Source organism: Bacillus cereus group sp. BfR-BA-01355 (assembly GCF_022663675.1).
Taxonomy (GTDB): Bacteria; Bacillota; Bacilli; order Bacillales; family Bacillaceae_G; genus Bacillus_A; species Bacillus_A thuringiensis_S.
In genome coordinates, this window is sequence record NZ_JAKUFY010000108.1 from 1 (window position 1) to 19,020 (window position 19,020).

Consider the following 19,020-nt stretch of genomic DNA (forward strand, 5'->3'; position numbering starts at 1 on the left):
GATTTAGACCATCTATATGAAGTGTAAATCCGCCATTATTTCCCTTTGTAAATTCAAAGTGTAACGGCAACAAACCTTTTGAAACTTGTAATCCCTGAAACAGTTGTTCATTTTGTTTCAGCTGTACATATTCAACTTTAGAAAGTGAAGAGAGCATATCTTTCCATGAAGCTGGTGGTATGAATATCATACTTTCATCTTGTTTCGCATGTACTTCTAGCGCATCCTCATACATTTTTTCGTTATGATACATTTTAATGAGCTGCTGGATAATCGCATCCGTTTCTTGTTTAAAACTATGTACATCTGGCGTATATGTAAATTCATTTGAACAATGAAAAGACTCTCTTTTCTCCACCTTAGAAAGAAATTCTCTAATATGATTTATGAAATACACTTTGGCAAGTTTCAATTGAATTCCAAGTAGAGCCCCACCACTTCTCGTAGCTACTGGTGTACATATAAACTCAACATCTAATATTTCGCGTGTATCAAAACGGTGTTGTTTACTTTTTGGCCTCAGTGGTTTGTCCGCAAACAGCTGAAACATACCACTTGTCAATTGATCGTTTCTGTTACTAGTGGAGCTCATTCCACCTGTTTGTTGATTATAGTTTATTTGTATTAATACTGCTGCAACATGTTGACAATACGTTTGAAAAGACGATAATGAAGGACAACTACATTTTGCAACAACATCACCCTTTTTAGCTTTTTCTACTGTAACATGGAAATCCTCGTTCCCTTTTACTGTAGCCTCGCAAATTTCTTTATTTTTATCATAATGATTTATTATCACTTTATTTGATTTATAATAGGCTTCACCTCTTTTATATGAGGTCTCTCCGCACACTTCTTTAATAATCGATTTATTCAATGTGAAACTCATCGCTTTGACACTTCCTTAATATAAAATGTTGATTTAACAAAAAAGATGCTTATTTATAAGCATCTTCTTCACTCTATTTCCATCAACCTCTTCGCCTCAAAATACAACACTTGAATAAACTTCTTTGTATTAATTCGCGTATGACCAGAAGATGCAAGTTCATCTTTCGTCATTTCTGTCATCCGTTTTCTAACTACAGTGAAATCGAAAAATTTTGGAGCATAGCTTTCAAATTTTGGATTTGAAAAGTCTGTTAGTCCTAAAGAAGCCAAATGATTTAACGACTGATAAATAGCTCGACGTACTCTTTGTTCAGACGCTTTTTTCTCTTTATCAATATCCGCCTCTAAAGCTATATCCCCTAATTTCCTTATCGTAATATGATGAAAAATTTCTTTTAACGCAGGAAAGCCAAAGTCAAATGTCTGTGCCTTTTCTTGACCATATAAATATTCCAGCATACTAAGTAAATCTTTACTTCCATTCTCTCCCGCAATACCGAGTTCTGATAGTAAAAAGCGCCCTAAATCCCCTATCTTTTTTCCTTCTTGTACTGGTTCAGTACGCAATTGCGGTTTTTCCCACTGAAACACGTTATTCAATGATTTTTGAATATCATGTATAGAACGCTCCAATCTAATACGCTCTATCACTTTGCGTACAACAGATACAACTTCGATTTTATTTAATGGTTTTGTAATATAATATTCTACACCAAATGTATATGCCTCACCTATAAGCTGCTTCGATTCCACTTGAGAAATCATAATAATTTTCCCCGTGAAAGTTGACGCAATGTGACGAACTGTTTCAATTCCGTCCCTCATCGGCATCAACAAATCAATAAATAAAATATCTATTTTTTTAAAATTTAGTTGATCCGCTTCAATAAAAGCTCCGTCATCCGCCTCACCAATTACTTCTCCAAGATCTCCATCTTCAATAATTTGCGACAGCATTGAACGGAAAACTTCATCATCGTCTACGATATAATAAAACAAATCTATTCCCCTTCCCGCTTTAAACTGCACTCCGGTAAACAAACGATAAACTTACACCCTTTTCCGGTTTCATTGTCTTCTAATCTTACTTCTCCGCCTAGCTCTGTTACCATTTCATGTATGTAAGAAAGTCCAATGCCTGTTGACGGTGTTCCTGTTTGATCATACTTGGAAGTAAACCCGGGCTTAAATACTAATTTTTTATACTTTTGTGCAATACCAGGGCCATCGTCAATTACTTCAAATATTACATGTTGCTCTCGTTTATATAAATCAATATGAATGAGACCTCTATCTTCAATTGCTTCCACTGCATTGGCAACTAAGTTATTAAAGATTGATAGCACTGTATACACGTGATATGCAGCGTGTTCACCTTCTATATATTTAGAAAAACGTATATCTTTCTCTAGCATTCCAGCGTACTTTTCATTTATTCTTACAATCATTTCTGTAAGCTCATGTCCTTCTACATACTCAGCTACATTTTTATCTAATAACAGTTTAGATAATCCTGCAAATATCCTTTGATTATCCTTTTTTATTTCATGCACTTCCCCTGCTATTTTCAATGCTGTTTTACTACTTGAATCAGCGCTTACTTGTAAATTTCGATATAATTGATATGCTTCTTGTGTAATTAACTCTGCATTTTGTAATGTCTTTTTCAAATGAACAGATTCCACATATAAATTAGAAAGATGCATTAACATGTTTTCATTTTCTTTTCGAACTTGCGATTCTTTTAATTTCGTTTCATATAAATTCATCATATTTAAAAAACCAAGTGCAAAGAAACTACGAAAAATAGCAATAATAATAAGTTTATTTACTTCAGAAATCGTTATTGTTGTACCGAGTACTAACATGTGATAGAACGCAAGTTCTGACATACTTGCAACAATTTCAATTGAAATGCCAAGGCATCCAATAATGATTGGTTTCTGATGGAACTTATTTACCCTGCAAAGCGAAAAAAGACTGCCATAAATAAAATAATAGAAGAACACAGGATAACGCAAATAAAATGATTCTGTCATATGAAATGAACCTTGCATGATCCAGTCAAGACATACTCGGAATAAGACTACAGATATACCAACAAGAATACCTGCAACTCCTGCTGGTACTCTTCTTAAAAATAATAATAAAAAGAAAAATAGCGGTGTACCGAAGCTAACTCGAAACGTATCATTAAAGGGATGAAAGTTCAGCTCCCCAGCAATAGGAACAACGACCATTAATATAATTAAAAGGGACATATCTTTCTTCCATAATTGATTCCAATTCAAAGGTGCCACTTCCTATACTTTTTTTCAGTAGTAAAGCGAAAGCCCGCTTATTGTTATAAACGGGCTTTTTTTCTATATTCTAACCTTTTCTACCGCTTTTATTTGGCGGTACTCCGGCTCCCATATTGCTTCTTTCACTGCCATCTTAATATCGTTATCACTTAAGTTCACTCTTGCAACACCTTCTGCAACTGCAACTTTAGCTACTTCAATTGCAACCATTTCTGAGATATTACGTAATTCTTCGACCTCTGGTAAAATAGGTGCTCCTGGCTGACTTGTATCTACCATACTTGCAACTGCTTCAGCAGCTGCTGCGAACATTCCATCCGTCATAACGCTTGCACGTACTACAATTGTTCCAAGACCAAGCCCTGGGAAAATAAGTGCATTATTTGATTGTCCAATCACATACGTTACACCGTTATATGTAACTGGTTCAAATGGACTTCCTGTTGCAACTAATGCTCTTCCTTCTGTCCACTCGATTACATCTGCTGGCTTTGCTTCAGCAAGCGGTGTTGGATTCGACATTGGTAAAATGATTGGTCTTTCTACGTGAGAAGCCATTTCTTTAATAATTTCCTCTTTAAATGCGCCCGCAACAGTAGATGTACCAATTAAAATTGTCGGTTTTACATGTTTCACAACTTCAGCAAGTCCGATCATATCATTTTGCTTCCACTCACTTACTTCCGCTTCTTTTCTTGCGTACGGAATTTGGAAATCAAGAAGGTCTTCCATATTATCTGTAACTAATCCGTTACGATCAATACACCAGAAACGCTTATATGATTCTTCTTCAGATACGCCTACGCGGACCATCGCATCTCTAACTTGATCTGCGATACCGATTCCAGCCGTACCAGCACCAAATACAACAACGCGGTGTTCACTTAATGGTACACCAGAAGCTTTCACTGCCGATAACACAGCCGCAAGCGAAACTGCACCTGTACCTTGAATATCATCATTAAACGTACAAACGTCATGACGGTATTTATCTAAAATTTTTCGTGCGTTACGAGAGCTAAAGTCTTCCCAATGTAAAAGTGCTTTCGGGAATTGTTTATTTACCGCTTGTACAAACGTATCAATAAATTCATCGTAAACTTCACCTGTTATACGAGGGTGACGATTTCCAATATAAAATGGATTGTTTAATAGTTCCTCACGGTTTGTACCTACATCTAAAATTACTGGTAATACACGACTAGGATCGATACCAACTGCGGCCGTATAAACAGCTAATTTCCCGATTGCGATGTTTATACCACCAACACCCCAGTCACCAATTCCAAGTATGCCTTCTCCATCTGTTACAACGACTAAATCAATGTTTTCAGCTGTTGCACCGATATTGGCGAATGCTTCTTCGATACCCGACGGATCGTTAATTGATAAATACACACCACGCGGTTTACGGTATTCATGACTATACCTTTGAATTGCTACACCGACTGTTGGTGTATATACAATTGGTAACATTTCACGTAAGTGATTTGTTAATATACGATAAAATAATACTTCATTTCGATCATGTAACGCTGTTAAATATACGTTCTTTAATAAATCATCCGGCTGAGAACAGAATTGTTCATATGCTCGGCGTGCTTGTTCTTCTAATGTTAAAACTGCTGGCGGTAATAACCCTTTTAAACCTAATTCTTCTCTCTCTTCTTGCGTGAAAGCGACCCCTTTATTTAAAAGTGGTGTCGATAATACTTCTACTCCTCTTAATGTCGTTTCTAATGAACCATTAGAAGCTACTGTAAACTTACTCATAACATCCCTACCTCTATTCATATATAGCATTTCTATATTGTAAACAAAAAAGAGGGGATTGTCCCCCTCTTCTTTTAATTTTTCTTTAAAAGAGTTGCTCCTGCAATCCCTGGGTGCGTCATTTCGAATGGATCTAGAATTAACTCTAAGTCTTCTTGTGACAGTACACCGTTTTTCACACAAAGTTCTCGAACGGATTGACCTGTTGCAATTGCTTCTTTCGCAACGCGAGCTGCTGCTTCATAACCGATATGAGGGTTCACGGCTGTAATAATTCCTACACTCTTCTCAACATACTCTTTTAAGCGATCTTCATTCGCTTCAATTCCTTTTAAGCAATTATCTGTAAAGGCACGGAAACCGTTATTCATAATGCTAATAGATTGAAGTAAGTTGAAAACAAGTACTGGTTCCATAACGTTTAATTCTAACTGTCCTGCTTCTGAAGCAAGGCAAATTGTATGGTCGTTACCAATTACTTGGAACGCAATTTGATTAATTACTTCTGGCATAACAGGGTTTACTTTCCCTGGCATAATAGATGAACCTGGTTGACGAGCAGGCAACATAATTTCCGCTAAGCCAACACGTGGACCTGATGCCATTAAGCGAAGGTCATTCGCAATTTTAGACATATTCATCATACATACTTTCAGTGCTGCTGATACTTCTGTGTATGCATCCGTATTTTGCGTTGCATCTACTAAGTCTTCTGCACCAACAAGTGGCAGTTCACTAATTGTAGCTAAATGTTTTACAACTGCTTCAATATATTCTGGATCTGCATTTAAGCCTGTACCAACTGCAGTTGCTCCCATATTTACTTCATATAGATGTTGACGTGATTGCTTGATACGTTTCATATCACGTTCAAGTACGCGAGAATACGCTTTAAATTCTTGTCCAAGACGAATTGGCACAGCGTCTTGTAAATGTGTACGACCCATTTTAATAACATGATCGAACTGCTCTGCTTTTAATTCAAATACATCGTGCATATAACCCATCGTTTGTAATAAGCCTTCTAATGCATTTAATGTTGCAATATGAATCGCCGTTGGGAATGCATCGTTTGTTGATTGCGCCATGTTTACATGACTATTTGGACTAATATAATGATAGTCTCCCTTTTCCATTCCTAATAATTCAAGAGCACGATTGGCCATGACTTCATTTGCATTCATATTCATTGAAGTACCTGCTCCGCCTTGGATTGGATCTACGATGAAATGATCATGCCATTTTCCATCAAGAATTTCTTGAGCGGCTTCTGCGATCGCGCCGCCCTTGTTCAATTGTAATCTTCCTACATCTGTATTAGCAAGCGCTGCAGCCTTTTTTACAATTGCGAATGCTTTAATTAAGCCTTCATGGATTTTGTATCCTGTAATTGGGAAGTTTTCTACTGCACGCATTGTTTGTACGCCGTAGTATGCATAGTTTGGCACTTCTTTTTCACCTAAAAAATCTTTTTCAATTCGAACACCATTTTTAACTTCAGTTAATGTTGCCATGATTATTCACTCCTTAACGATTTCTTATGCTGCTTTTGTTTCTTTGACTGTTTCTACATATTGTTTTGCTTTCTCATTATCGAATTCGCCTTCCCACTTCGACATAACAATGGCCGCTAATGCATTTCCTAATACATTGACAGATGAGCGAATCATATCTAAAATGCGGTCAATTCCCGCAATTAACGCGATACCTTCTAGTGGTAACCCCATTGAACCTAACGTTGCTAATACAACAACGAACGATGCACCTGGAACTCCCGCCATACCTTTGGATGTTAACATGAGAACGAATAATAACGTTATTTGCTCCGTTAATGACATATGCACACCGTACATTTGTGCAACAAACAATGCCGCTAACGCTTGATAAATAGCCGATCCAGTCAAGTTAAATGTATAACCTGTCGGAATTACGAAAGAGGCAACTGCCTTTGGACAACCGAACTCTTCCATTTTTCTCATTATATTAGGTAAAACAGCTTCTGAACTTGCTGTCGTAAACGAAAGAATCAGTTCTTCTTTTAAAATTTTCATTAATGTAAAAATGTTTACGCCAACCATTCGTGCATTAATACCTAATACAATCACAACGAATAGTATAACAGTTACGTATACAGCTAGCACTAGTTTTCCTAGCGGAAGTAATGTCGCTACACCAAATTTTGCAACCGTAACGGCAATTAATGCGAATACACCAAATGGTGCAAATTTCATCACTTGATTTGTAACCCAAAACATGGCTTCGAGTACGCCTTCAAAAAAGTTAAAGACAGGCTTTCCTTTTTCCCCAATTGCCGCAACTCCTAAGCCGAATAATACTGAGAAGAATATAATCGGTAATAGGTCACCTTGTGCAATCGATTCAAATACGTTTTTCGGTACAATGTGAACAATTGTCTCAGCAAAACCTTTCTTCTCGGTTGCATCTGCAGTTTGTTTATAAGAAGAAATATCACTTTGCTGTAAATTACTCATATCAACACCAGTACCTGGTTGGAATATATTCGCTGCAAGTAATCCCATTAAAATAGCAATTGTCGTAATAATTTCGAAATAAAGAATTGTCTTACCGCCCAGTTTCCCAAGCTTTTTCATATCTCCTACACCAGCTACTGCAACAATTAATGCTGAAATAACAATTGGTACTACAATCATCTTAATTAAGTGAATAAATATATCTCCAATTGGTGTGATATAAGAAATCGCCGTTTTATTGCCATAAAAGACTGCCCCTACTACAATCCCTAAAACAAGCGCTACAAAAATTTGTGTTGCCAATCCGAATTTTTTCATTTATGTTCATCCCCTTCATGCGAACGCTTTCAATTTGAATTTATAAAAGCTACTTACACATCTTATAAGCGAACCTACAAAATCATACAAAAACCTACAAGTTCGTCACAAAAAATTCAAATATTTTTCTTCTTTTTTTCATTGACACCATTTTGTTAAAAAACGATAAAATAAACTTGATAAGTAATCAGATTGTTTCGTATAATCAAAAAGATATATACTTAAAAAAATCGAAATGAAAAGGAGTGGATGTTATGAGAAACTATACAAAGAAATTCGTCCTATCTTCTTCTTTTCTTTTTCATTTTCTTAAAAAGGAACAAAGGCATTCGCCTTTGTTCCTTTTTTATTGCGATCTATATAGGGGGAATAGTTATGAGACCATATAAACGTGTCTTAATTAAATTAAGCGGCGGTGCACTTGCCGATCAAACTGGAAATAGCTTTAACTCCAAACGATTAGAACATATCGCAAACGAAATTTTATCCATTGTTGATTTAGGTATCGAAGTATCCATCGTCATCGGTGGCGGTAACATTTTTAGAGGTCATCTAGCTGAAGAATGGGGAATTGATCGCGTAGAAGCTGATAATATCGGTACGTTAGGTACAATTATTAACAGCTTAATGCTTCGCGGTGTTTTAACAAGTAAAACAAATAGAGAAGTGCGCGTTATGACTTCCATTCCATTTAATGCAGTAGCTGAACCATACATTCGTTTGCGTGCAGTCCACCATTTAGATAACGGTTATATCGTTATCTTTGGAGGCGGAAACGGGCAACCGTTCGTGACGACAGATTATCCAAGCGTACAAAGAGCTATTGAAATGAATAGTGATGCCATATTAGTCGCAAAACAAGGTGTCGACGGCGTTTTTACAAGTGATCCAAAGCATAACAAATCAGCAAAAATGTACAGCAAACTAAACTATAATGATGTTGTTAGACAAAATATACAAGTCATGGATCAAGCAGCATTACTGCTTGCCCGAGACTACAATTTACCAGCACATGTCTTTAACTTTGATGAGCCTGGAGTGATGAAACGAATTTGTTTAGGGGAGCATGTAGGGACGTTGATTAATGATGATGCTTCATTGCTGGTGCATGAAAAATAATGATTTCCCACCAAAAAAGGGTGTCTTTTGTAGGCACCCTTTCCTAATTCATCATCACAAATAGAAGTCAACCAATCCCGCTACTTTCTCCTTACAACGCTCCCAAAAAGATAACTTTTCAAAAAACTCTTTCGTCATTTCTTTCGAATCATGAAAATCCTCTGTTAACGCCTTATTAACTTGTCCTACAATAGGACCACCATAAATATAAAAATTCATTTCATCATTTATATTGAAGCTACGCGAAGTAAAGTTTGTTGTACCTATAACAGTTAACTCATTATCAATCAGCATTAACTTTCCATGAAACATTCCTTTTTTATACCCATATACAGTAATCCCATTATTAACAGCTTGACGTATGTATGGATACGCCGCTTCTTTTATAAGAGGTAGATCTGGTTTATATGACCAAAGTATTTTTACTGTAACACCACGCTTTTGCGCCGCGATTAAAGCATTCATAGATTCTTTATTTTTCGCTATAAAATACGGCGTTGCAATTACAATTGAGTGCTGAGCTTGTTTTATGAGCTCTATATATTTCTCAGCAACGTAATGGCCATTGTAACTAGTCATAGTATGTAATGTATTCCCTTTGCTAGCCTTATTCGTACTTCTCTTTATATCTTCTTTCGTATCTCGCTTCCAATCTAAAGCGAATTGCTCCTCTAAATCTTTTGCTCCTTCTCCTTTAAGCCGTACATGATAATCACGCCAATATCCAAATCGCTTATCTTTCCCTAAGTACTCATCTCCTATATTAAATCCGCCTGTATAGCCAATTTCTCCATCAATCGTCGTAATACGGCGATGATTACGATGATGTAGGGAATAAAACCCGAATGGTAATTCCTGTTTTCTACTATATGTAAAATGCACGCCACTTTCCTGTAATTCTTTTTTCACCTTTCTTTCAAATGATAAATCGTTAAGTAAATCGACAGATAAATATACGTTTACTCCTTCTCTCGCCTTCTCTTTTAATAAGTTTAAAAAAGTATGGCTACTTTTATCATCCGACAAAATGAAAAAGTACGTGTAAATAGATTGCTTCGCCTCTCTTATATCAGTAAATAACTGTTTATAAAATGACTTTCCTTCTACATATAATTGAAAATCACTATAATGAGGAGCGTACTCTGTCGGCATATTTTTCCCGACTTCCATTTTTCTTCCGAGCGTAACGTCAATATGCATCCAAATTAAAACAAAAACGAAAATAGTAATTACAATAGAAGTAACTCGCAATATTTTTTTAATCATTTTGATTTCCTTCCGCTCATTTTCTTTCCACCTTTCTATTTTGTCATTCAAATTTAGATTTCATGCTTCATACAAAAAAGGATGCGACTTAACGTCACACCCTTTTCATATTAAACAAAGTTTCTCGCATCATTATTTCTTCCAAACTTATAAATAGCAATTAAGAAGAATGCTACCGCAAAGGCAAATAAGATTAAAATATTTAAATACAAATCTGAAATTGGAATTCCTTGTTGTAGTTTTGATACTGTGTCTAATAGCCATCTCTGCGGAAGAAAATCAGCTACTTTTTGTACCGCTTTTGGCATAATGTCATAAGGAAAATAACATCCAGCCAGTAAACATGTCGGTACAATAATCATATTTTGCAGTGCATTTGCTGATGCTGAGTTTTTCGAAAAAGCGACAAGGACTAACGATATTCCAATCGCTATTAAAGCAAATAGCATGAGTACACCAATCATCACTATGAAAGGCATATTGATATTTATATGAAAAATATTCGTTAGGAATAAGATTGTAATCAGAATTTGTACTGTTAATAGCAGCATATTTACCCCGACATTAGATAATATGAATTTCTTCCCATCTATCGGCGTTGATAAGAGTCTAAAATACGTTCTATTTTCTTTTTCTTTTAAAATATAACCTGATAAGTTCGCTGCTGAAAATAGCATAAACATAATAAGGTAACCCATCGTTTGGTTTGTCATATCTTTATTTTTCGAAGTATCTTCTAGCGTCTCAGTTTTCATTTTAAATGAACCTTTTTGATATCCTGCGTACATAGTATCAAATGCACTTTGATCTGTTCCTGCTACTTTACTAATAGCTGCTACATTATCAATATAATTGTATAAATATGATTTTATAAATCCTGTTACTTGATCACCTTTAATCGATGAAATTTCAATATGATTTGGTTTCCCTTCTCGAACACTTTTTGAAAAACCAGAATCTAATGTAATAACTCCATCAAGTTTTTTGGAAGTGAGTTTATCTTCTACTTCAGATTCTTTAATTTTACTTACCTTTACATGATTTAATCCTTCTAAAAATTTCACCGTATCATTTGCTATAGATTGATTTTCTTTATTAATAACCCCGATATTTAACGTCCCTTGCCCCATATTCCCATACATCGAGAAGGAGATTAGTGTTCCAATTATCGGCAAACTAATAATAATGAATAACCCTTTTTTATTTTTCAAAAGTACAGATAACGTTTTTTGTATGAGCCATAAAATATCTTTCATACTATAGCCCCTCCCGTCTACGTAATGCAATAATTGCAATTAATAAAAAGAGTGCTGAAATGCCAAGGTTTAAACATATTACCGGTAGTGCTGCTCCTACATCATTTGCATAAATAATTTTCATAACAGCTGTGTTTGCCCACGTTAATGGTGATAAATTCGTAACGAAATTTTCTTCTATTACGAAATATGCACCACCAAAAATAGAGGATAATTGCACAATAACCATAATAATTGCTCTAGATGATTCCGGTGTTTTTGTAATATATCCAATTCCTAAACCGAAGCTAATTGCTAGAAAAATTTGTGTTAATAAAATAAGAAATATGATTCCAAGATGGTCGCCCCAATTCGCTTGAAAAACAAATTTACTAAATAACATGACGAGTAATATGCACAGAGCATTTGCTACTAGGCTACCAAGTACTTTTCCAATGAATATTTCAGCCTTACTTATAGGTGCAGCAATGAGACGATCTCCTGTTTTACGTATTCGTTCTCCTCGAATTAAAGAACTCGCTCCCATCGCAGCATATAGTGCAATCATCGTTGTCATTACAACCGCGTAGTAATCCATAGAACCTGGTTTTTTCGCAGCTTGTAAAGATGTTTCTTTTATATAATCATTATGATTTCCGCTTGAAAAAACTGTGCTCACCTTACTAGGATCTACTTTTGCAACTTCGGCCGCTATATTGTACTTATCAACAAATGTTGTAAGCATGCCTTCCACAATACTTCCCTCAACACTACTTTTGTCACTTCCATAAAATTTTGCACCATCTTTATTTAACTCTACATAAGCAGCATATTTATTTTGCTTCACTTCTTCTTTCCCATCTATACCTTCGGAAGCTTTTTTAAAATGAATACCCGATTTATCGACTTCTTTCGTAAATGCTTCGAACGATTGAGAAAATGTGCTACTCGCTTCATCTTTGTAGAGCACTTGTATATCTTTAATCGCTTGACTATCGCTATCAAATGCATTCGTTAACGCTGTTCCTAACACAAGCATAAGTACAACCGGAAATGCTAACATAAAAACTAAAGTTCTTACGTCTCTGAAATCTCTTTTAATATGCATAACTGCAATATTGAAGATGTTCAATTGATGAACCTCCCTTTACCTTTTCTTCATTTACCTTTTATTTATCTCGTAAGTTTCTTCCAGTCAACGTAAGGAATACTGTTTCTAAGTTCGGGGCCTGCTCCTCTACCGAACGAATTTCAATATCATGATTAATGAAGTGCTGAATAATTTTATTTAAATTGTTTACTCCTGCATCCGAGTTTACTTTAATTACGTTCTCTTCAATTTGAACAGCTTTCACACCGTTTATCTCTTTTAACTTTTTTACATCTAAATTTTCTACTGACTTCACTTCAACCCAAATATCTTTCGTATCAGTAATAATCGCTTTTAACTGTTCTTTCGTACCTTCTGCAATTACTTTACCGTGATCTACAATTGCTATTTTCGTACAAATCTCTTCTACTTCTTCCATGTAGTGGCTCGTGTAAATAATGGTACTTCCCATTTCATTTAATTTTCGAACAGACTGGAGAATATAGTTTCTTGACTGTGGATCAATTCCCACTGTCGGCTCATCCATAATAATTAACTTCGGTCTATGAGCGATCGCACAAGCGATATTCAATCTTCGTTTCATCCCGCCAGAAAAGTTTTTCGGATAACTTTTATGTTTATCACTAAGCCCCACAAACTGAAGCGCTTCCTCTACTCTTGCTTTTAGCTCTGCTCCTCTTAAACCGTACAATCCAGCAAAGAATTTCACATTTTCATAGGCAGTTAACTCTTCATAAATCGCAATATCTTGCGGAACGATACCGATATTCATCTTCGCAAATCGATTATGTTTTTTTATATTTTTTCCTAATATGCTAATTTCACCTTCATTACTTCTTAACAACCCAGCAATCATATTTATCGTTGTACTTTTACCAGCACCATTTGATCCTAAAAAGCCAAATATCTCTCCTTCTTTAATAGATAAAGACATATTATCTACCGCGATGAAATCACCAAATTTTTTCGTTAAATTTTTAATTTCTAATGTATTCATCATTTCACCCCTATTTCGGTTTCTCTGCTTTTAGTATAAACAAAAAAAATGAACCTGCTCAGTGCAGAAGTTCATTCTTTTCACATGAGATTATTCACTTTTTTCATATGAGATGGTTCATCTTCGTCCCATTCTCTTATATCGGCAACAACATCGTCACTGAAAAACCACTTGTTCCATCTACAATAATTTTCCCGTTTACAGACGCTGTTCGCTCCTCCATCCCCATAATACCGAGACCTTTCTTAACAAGAGCTGCGCCTTTTCCGTTATCCTTCACTTGCACCTTAACCATCTTATTAAGTACATGAATATCTATAGAAATAACTGTCGCATCAGCATATTTCATCGCATTTGTTAGTGCCTCGGTAACATTTTCACCAATAATTTTCCACTGAATGGGAGAAATCATATCTAAGTTTCCCTTATATATGAAAGGAATGTTTACATCATGCTTACTAGCAAACTCCTCTATGAATAATTTCATACGGTGAATGCCAATTTGCTCAGTTGGTGGCTTCATATTTTTTAATGTAATGCGAATACTTTCAATTCCATCTTTTGAAATATGAATTGCATTTTGTAATAACTCCGCAGATTTTTCTTTATCTATCCCCATTAATCTCTTTGCAGCTTCCATTTGAATTAATGCACCTGTCATCGAGTGACCAATTTTATCATGAATTTCTTGTGATAACCGATTTCTCTCTTCTAGCTTAAATGTGTATTCTGATTGTCTTATGTACTCTTTATTTTCATGTAAGCTTTTCGTAAGTCGTTGCATATCTTTTCGCATCTTATCATTTTGCGATTCAAGCTTTACTACACGTGATATATATCGATCTGCCATAGTTAAAACGAGAAAAGAAAATGCAACAATTAATCCATAAGTCATTCGAATGCTTTCATCTGTAATTGTAATTGGAAGCATCATAATAACAAAGCGTGACCAATTCTTGTCTATGTAATGGAATGTAATTTCGTATAAATTCAAAGGTAAAAACAAAATAAAAAACGGATGAACCCTCCATGTTAATAACATAACTACACTAATTGAAATACAAATCAATATTTTTTTGTACGTATCTTTTTTTAATATAGAGATTAGCACGTTTACAGAAAGATATAAAAGCAAAGCAAATATAACCCATGGTAAGTTCGTAACATTTGAATGTATGTAACTGAACACAATATATATAAAGACAATTAATTTACTTACAGTTAACCAAAATTCCATATCATTAATCTACTTTCCCTGTTAAGTAGTAAATCGCAATTTGTGTGCGATGTTCAAGTCCCGTTTTCCCTAAAACTGATGTAATATAATTTGCGATTGTTCCTTCAGATATAAAAAGCTGTTTCGAAATTTCTTTATTTGAGAAACCTTTTGCAATTAATGCGATAATACTAAGCTCTCTTTCAGTAAAAAGACTTTTATCTATTTTACATTCTTCCTCTTTACTTTCCATTAAATTGGACTTAATTTTATCGAGAACTACATCTTGCATAACAGTTTGGCCATTATATACCCCTTTTATTGCATCACGAATACGCTCCGGATCGTTATTTTTTAATAAATACCCTTTCGCTCCGTTTTTTACTGCATCCAAAATATATTCATCATCATCAAACGTCGTTAAAATAAGCGGTTTTGTTTTCGTCTCTTCACAAATAAACTTCGTCGCCTCTACACCGTTCATATTTGGCATACGAACATCCAAAAGAGCAATATCAACTTCATGCTTTTTACAATATGCTACAGCTTCTTCTCCATCATTTACTGTATCTACCACTTCGAACTCTTCATATGTATTTAAAATAATTTTCATGCCTTCTCTAATAAAAGAATTATCGTCTGCTATTAATATTTTAATTTTCATGTTTGTTAGTATGGACCTTCCTCCTACTAACATTCACATCCTTTCTCCGTGTAACATTTCCTACTTGCTCATTATATACTTCTGCTTACCATTTTTTCACACTTTTTTCATCTAGCTCTTCTGCAAAAAATATATTATTCTTTTTTTACAAAATGTGTAGGGTGACTTATCATTCTTTACGTCTATATAATAGAATGCGTCAAAAAGGAGGGAGAGACCCATTGAGGAAAAACAATTAATTGAAAAAGCACAACAAGGAAGCGAACATGCTTTTCGTATCCTCGTGCAAACATATCGTCATTATATTTTTCAAGTTATCTTTTCTATTGTAAGACATGAAGAAGATGCGAAAGATGTTACACAAGAAGTATTCGTAAAAATTCACGCCTCTCTCCCAAATTATCAATTTCGCGGATTAAAAACGTGGATGGCACGTATTGCCACCAATCACGCTATTGATTATAAGAGGAAGAAAGCTCGAGAAAGTGAAGAACTCTCCTTATGTAAAGAAACTGAGGAAAATATACAGTCCTCTCATAATATTGAGGCTTTATTATTGACGAAAGAGCAGAAATTACTCATTGCTCAAAAACTGAGAGAACTTCCTGAAAATTACCGTGACGTCGTTCTCGCACATTACTTAGAAGAAAAAAGCTATCAAGAAATTGCTTTACAGGAAAACATTGAAGTAAAAACAGTCGAAATGAAACTGTATCGGGCAAGAAAATGGATTAAAAAACATTGGAAGGAGGAAGAGTTTCTATGATGCATTATTCAAAAGAAGATTGGCGCAATTATACATTAGATTTTATAGAAAGCAATGAACGTGAATCTATGGAAGAACATCTTTATGAATGTGATCATTGTTTAGCACTTTATATGGAAAGTATTGATGAACAACATGAAAACCTTCCAATGATAAATGATGATTCATTTACGAACGAAGTTATGACGCAAATTAATTTTGAAACACTACAGTCTAATGAAAATATAAAAACAACCTCACTAAAGCGCACGATCATTCACTACATAATTGCGACTGCGGCTACAATTATTTTTATGGTAAGTGGTTTATTTCAGTATATTTTTACAGCGACATCAAATTTAGAGAAATCTTCAAAACATAACGAGTCTTCTATCTCACAACAAATTGTAAACAAATCGGTAGACACATCGAAAAAGGACGGAGGTTCAAAGCATGAATAAAAATCCCTTTTTAGCACTTGTATTAGGGCTAATTCCTGGGCTTGGACATTTATATTTAAAGAAATTTGGACGGTTTATTTTATATAGCGGAGGGGCTGTATTTCTATTTATCTTTGCAGCATTTTGTACAATAGCATTAGGAGCCCGTGATATTGCTTTTCTTTCTCTATTTTTACTAGTCGTGTTATGGGCAATCAATTTATTAGATTTAGTTATCACTATTATTAATCAATCGAAAAAACAAGCTGCCGGAGAATTCATAGAATCCTCTAAAGAGAGCGAACGATTTTATATCATTCTCTTATCCATCATCCCTGGACTTGGCCATTTTCAATTAGGACTTATGCAACGCGGACTTACATTTTTAGTAGCTTGCACAGGAATCGGAAGTATGATCATTTTCGTTGCACTTTTAACATCGCAAGAAAGTTTTCTTATCTTCCTTATTACATTACCTGTTTTATGGATTTACAATTTCTTTGACGTTGTTCAGCAACTCCAGAAAAAAGAACGTGGCGAGCAATTAGATGATCGTACTATTTTCGAAGAGTTTGAAGAGCACCGCGAGCAAGGAAAGAAAAATAAAACATTTGCTTCTATTTTAGCGATGTTCCCCGGAGCAGGTCATATGTATTTAGGCTTACAACGCCGTGGTCTTCAGCTTATGGCAGCCTTTTTACTATCTATTTATTTACTCGACTTATTAAGACTTTCTGCGTTTTTATTTTTAGTGCCAATCATTTGGTTCTATAGCTTTTTTGATGCTTTACAGCAAACAGCAAAATACGGAAAAGAACGAGTACAAGACGAACCCATTATCGATTATTTTATAAATCATCAAAGATGGATTGGTATCGGATTAATTACACTCGGTGTTTATTATTTATTAGATCAAACAGTCCTTCCTATTTTGAATGATTATTTTGTAACTATATTTAATATTCATCTTAGTGAACTATATTATCGCTATTTCCAAACATCTATCGTTGCGCTCCTTTTAATTGGCGGCGGCTTTAAATTGTTACTTGGAAATAAAGAAAACAAAGGTGGGACAAGCGAATGAGGACTTGGCGTGTTGGAACATTCTCAATGGGGCTTTCTATTATATCGTTAGGATGCTTTTTACTATTTTCAGTCGTAAAAGGAATTCAAGTATTAGATACACTAACTGCATGGTGGCCAGTTTTACTTATCATACTTGGAGCTGAAGTTTTACTATACCTTGTATTTTCTAAGAAGGAACAATCATTTATTAAATATGATATTTTCAGCATTTTCTTTATCGGCGTTTTAGGAAGCGTCGGAATTGCTTTTTACTGTTTATTATCAACTGGATTACTAGAAGAATTTCGTCATTCTATTAACACAACGAGACAAACGAGTAATATTCCAGACGGACAATTTGATATACCTGAATCTATCAAAAAAATTGTAGTAGATGCAGGGCATCAGCCTCTAACGATAGAGGGAAATAATACAAATCAAATTCACCTTTTGGGAACTTATGAAATGACGACGAAAGCAAATGAAAAACTCAATTTAAAACAAGATGATTTCCTTTCAGTTCAAACGGCTGGAGAAACGATGTATATCAATTTAAAATCATTACCTGTTCAACATACGTTATTTAGTTCAGCACCACAGGTGAAACCAACGCTTGTTCTTCCACAAAATAAAAATGTGGAAATCCGTGCTTCAAATAACGAACTATCTCTTTATCCAGGTCAATTACAAAATAATTGGTTTGTACAAGAAAGCTCAAGAGTGTCTGTCCATCTTGCAAAAGAGAGTGATGTTTCTTTAACAGCAGTAACGAATCAAAAAGAAACACACGGAAGCACACCTTGGGAACAAGTAGAAGATTTAACAAAAAAAGAAAATACTTCTTCAGAAGAACATCCAGAATTAAACAACCAAGAACATTGGTATAAAAATTCAATTAAAACTGGAAATGGCACGCACAAGTTAAATATTGAGAAAACTTATAATTTAAATATGAGCGTTATTGAAAAATAAGAAAAACCTTCCGCAATTGAAGTGAACCCGAATAGTGGTACATGAAAAAAACACCTCCTGAATTCGCATACTAAGTATGCAAATTCATTGGAGGTGTTTTTCGTTTGAAGACAAGAGTTCATTACCCAGAAGAAACAAAGTGGAAAGTCATTGAAATGAAGAAAGACGGTTATTCAAATCGTGCAATTATGGAGAAACTCGGAATTAAAAATGTTTCCCAAATTAAGACATGGATGAAATGGTATCGTACAGATCAAACGTATCGTTTTCAACAACCTGTAGGAAAACAATATTCTTATGGAAAAGGACCAAAAGAGCTCAGTGAATTAGAACAGCTACGTTTAGAAAATAAACATCTAAAAACAAAATTACTTGTATGGGGAAAGTATCTGGAAATCGAAAGGGGCTGAAAC

General features: G+C 34.9%; 17 protein-coding genes and 1 pseudogene. 6 read left to right on the plus strand and 12 right to left on the minus strand.

Annotated features, from left to right (window positions below; genetic code table 11):
* From MR167_RS25315 to MR167_RS25340, 6 genes are all read right to left on the minus strand, one after another.
* Nucleotides 1-889, minus strand: an 889-nt coding sequence (locus MR167_RS25315) for an SWIM zinc finger family protein (protein ID WP_242315787.1), incomplete at its 3' end; no start/stop codon positions are given.
* Between the two features lie 68 nt (nucleotides 890-957).
* A complete protein-coding gene (locus MR167_RS25320) occupies nucleotides 958-1,890 on the minus strand; it encodes a response regulator (protein WP_000500296.1) in 933 nt (310 codons plus the stop codon).
* Nucleotides 1,891-1,892: 2 nt separating this feature from the next.
* Nucleotides 1,893-3,191, minus strand: coding sequence for an ATP-binding protein (locus MR167_RS25325; protein ID WP_242315789.1), 1,299 nt, complete (start codon nucleotides 3,189-3,191; stop codon nucleotides 1,893-1,895).
* A 63-nt stretch (nucleotides 3,192-3,254) separates the two neighbouring features.
* Nucleotides 3,255-4,967, minus strand: coding sequence for an oxaloacetate-decarboxylating malate dehydrogenase (gene malS / locus MR167_RS25330; protein ID WP_242315791.1), 1,713 nt, complete (start codon nucleotides 4,965-4,967; stop codon nucleotides 3,255-3,257).
* Between the two features lie 74 nt (nucleotides 4,968-5,041).
* Nucleotides 5,042-6,481: an aspartate ammonia-lyase gene (gene aspA / locus MR167_RS25335; RefSeq protein WP_242315793.1), complete on the minus strand. Its 1,440-nt coding sequence runs from the start codon at nucleotides 6,479-6,481 to the stop codon at nucleotides 5,042-5,044.
* 24 nt (nucleotides 6,482-6,505) lie between these two features.
* Complete coding sequence (locus MR167_RS25340; protein ID WP_000713293.1) at nucleotides 6,506-7,777, minus strand: cation:dicarboxylate symporter family transporter; 1,272 nt, start codon at nucleotides 7,775-7,777, stop codon at nucleotides 6,506-6,508.
* Between the two features lie 375 nt (nucleotides 7,778-8,152).
* Between MR167_RS25340 and pyrH the strand changes: the two genes are divergently transcribed.
* A complete protein-coding gene (pyrH, locus tag MR167_RS25345) occupies nucleotides 8,153-8,896 on the plus strand; it encodes a UMP kinase (protein WP_001248060.1) in 744 nt (247 codons plus the stop codon).
* A gap of 54 nt (nucleotides 8,897-8,950) precedes the next feature.
* On the opposite strand, the gene MR167_RS25350 is transcribed toward pyrH, so the two are convergent.
* From MR167_RS25350 to MR167_RS25375, 6 genes are all read right to left on the minus strand, one after another.
* Nucleotides 8,951-10,162 (minus strand): phospholipase D-like domain-containing protein, encoded by a 1,212-nt coding sequence (locus MR167_RS25350; protein WP_000591943.1) that lies wholly within the window; start codon nucleotides 10,160-10,162, stop codon nucleotides 8,951-8,953.
* A 110-nt stretch (nucleotides 10,163-10,272) separates the two neighbouring features.
* Nucleotides 10,273-11,418 (minus strand): ABC transporter permease, encoded by a 1,146-nt coding sequence (locus tag MR167_RS25355; protein WP_000651861.1) that lies wholly within the window; start codon nucleotides 11,416-11,418, stop codon nucleotides 10,273-10,275.
* A 1-nt stretch (nucleotide 11,419) separates the two neighbouring features.
* A complete protein-coding gene (locus MR167_RS25360; protein WP_242315795.1) occupies nucleotides 11,420-12,529 on the minus strand; it encodes an ABC transporter permease in 1,110 nt (369 codons plus the stop codon).
* A gap of 37 nt (nucleotides 12,530-12,566) precedes the next feature.
* Nucleotides 12,567-13,505: an ABC transporter ATP-binding protein gene (locus tag MR167_RS25365; protein ID WP_001093814.1), complete on the minus strand. Its 939-nt coding sequence runs from the start codon at nucleotides 13,503-13,505 to the stop codon at nucleotides 12,567-12,569.
* A gap of 136 nt (nucleotides 13,506-13,641) precedes the next feature.
* A complete protein-coding gene (locus tag MR167_RS25370; protein WP_242315797.1) occupies nucleotides 13,642-14,742 on the minus strand; it encodes a sensor histidine kinase in 1,101 nt (366 codons plus the stop codon).
* Nucleotides 14,743-14,746: 4 nt separating this feature from the next.
* Nucleotides 14,747-15,385, minus strand: a complete 639-nt coding sequence (locus MR167_RS25375; RefSeq protein ID WP_000694093.1) for a response regulator transcription factor — start codon at nucleotides 15,383-15,385, stop codon at nucleotides 14,747-14,749.
* A gap of 283 nt (nucleotides 15,386-15,668) precedes the next feature.
* Between MR167_RS25375 and MR167_RS25380 the strand changes: the two genes are divergently transcribed.
* The 5 genes and pseudogenes from MR167_RS25380 to MR167_RS25400 all read left to right on the plus strand — a co-directional run.
* Nucleotides 15,669-16,151 (plus strand): RNA polymerase sigma factor, encoded by a 483-nt coding sequence (locus tag MR167_RS25380; protein WP_001195484.1) that lies wholly within the window; start codon nucleotides 15,669-15,671, stop codon nucleotides 16,149-16,151.
* Nucleotides 16,148-16,591, plus strand: a complete 444-nt coding sequence (locus tag MR167_RS25385; protein ID WP_000972351.1) for a hypothetical protein — start codon at nucleotides 16,148-16,150, stop codon at nucleotides 16,589-16,591. The genes MR167_RS25380 and MR167_RS25385 overlap by 4 nt, the downstream gene beginning before the upstream one ends.
* Entirely contained in the window at nucleotides 16,584-17,654 is a 1,071-nt protein-coding gene (locus MR167_RS25390) for a hypothetical protein (protein WP_001039098.1), read from the plus strand. Before MR167_RS25385 ends, MR167_RS25390 begins: the two co-directional genes overlap by 8 nt.
* Nucleotides 17,651-18,607, plus strand: coding sequence for an exosporium protein ExsE (exsE, locus tag MR167_RS25395; protein WP_001261433.1), 957 nt, complete (start codon nucleotides 17,651-17,653; stop codon nucleotides 18,605-18,607). Before MR167_RS25390 ends, exsE begins: the two co-directional genes overlap by 4 nt.
* Before the next feature lie 104 nt (nucleotides 18,608-18,711).
* A pseudogene (locus MR167_RS25400) lies at nucleotides 18,712-19,020 on the plus strand (helix-turn-helix domain-containing protein); the annotation flags it as partial.

Excerpts from the sequence above, each read along its gene's own strand:
- malS (WP_242315791.1), bottom strand. The coding sequence starts at position 4,967 with ATGAGTAAGTTTACAGTAGCTTCTAATGGTTCATTAGAAACGACATTA.
- aspA (WP_242315793.1), bottom strand. The coding sequence starts at position 6,481 with ATGGCAACATTAACTGAAGTTAAAAATGGTGTTCGAATTGAAAAAGAT.
- MR167_RS25340 (WP_000713293.1), bottom strand. The coding sequence starts at position 7,777 with ATGAAAAAATTCGGATTGGCAACACAAATTTTTGTAGCGCTTGTTTTA.
- pyrH (WP_001248060.1), top strand. The coding sequence starts at position 8,153 with ATGAGACCATATAAACGTGTCTTAATTAAATTAAGCGGCGGTGCACTT.
- MR167_RS25350 (WP_000591943.1), bottom strand. The coding sequence starts at position 10,162 with ATGATTAAAAAAATATTGCGAGTTACTTCTATTGTAATTACTATTTTC.
- MR167_RS25355 (WP_000651861.1), bottom strand. The coding sequence starts at position 11,418 with ATGAAAGATATTTTATGGCTCATACAAAAAACGTTATCTGTACTTTTG.
- MR167_RS25365 (WP_001093814.1), bottom strand. The coding sequence starts at position 13,505 with ATGAATACATTAGAAATTAAAAATTTAACGAAAAAATTTGGTGATTTC.
- MR167_RS25370 (WP_242315797.1), bottom strand. The coding sequence starts at position 14,742 with ATGGAATTTTGGTTAACTGTAAGTAAATTAATTGTCTTTATATATATT.
- MR167_RS25375 (WP_000694093.1), bottom strand. The coding sequence starts at position 15,385 with ATGAAAATTAAAATATTAATAGCAGACGATAATTCTTTTATTAGAGAA.
- MR167_RS25385 (WP_000972351.1), top strand. The coding sequence starts at position 16,148 with ATGATGCATTATTCAAAAGAAGATTGGCGCAATTATACATTAGATTTT.
- MR167_RS25390 (WP_001039098.1), top strand. The coding sequence starts at position 16,584 with ATGAATAAAAATCCCTTTTTAGCACTTGTATTAGGGCTAATTCCTGGG.
- exsE (WP_001261433.1), top strand. The coding sequence starts at position 17,651 with ATGAGGACTTGGCGTGTTGGAACATTCTCAATGGGGCTTTCTATTATA.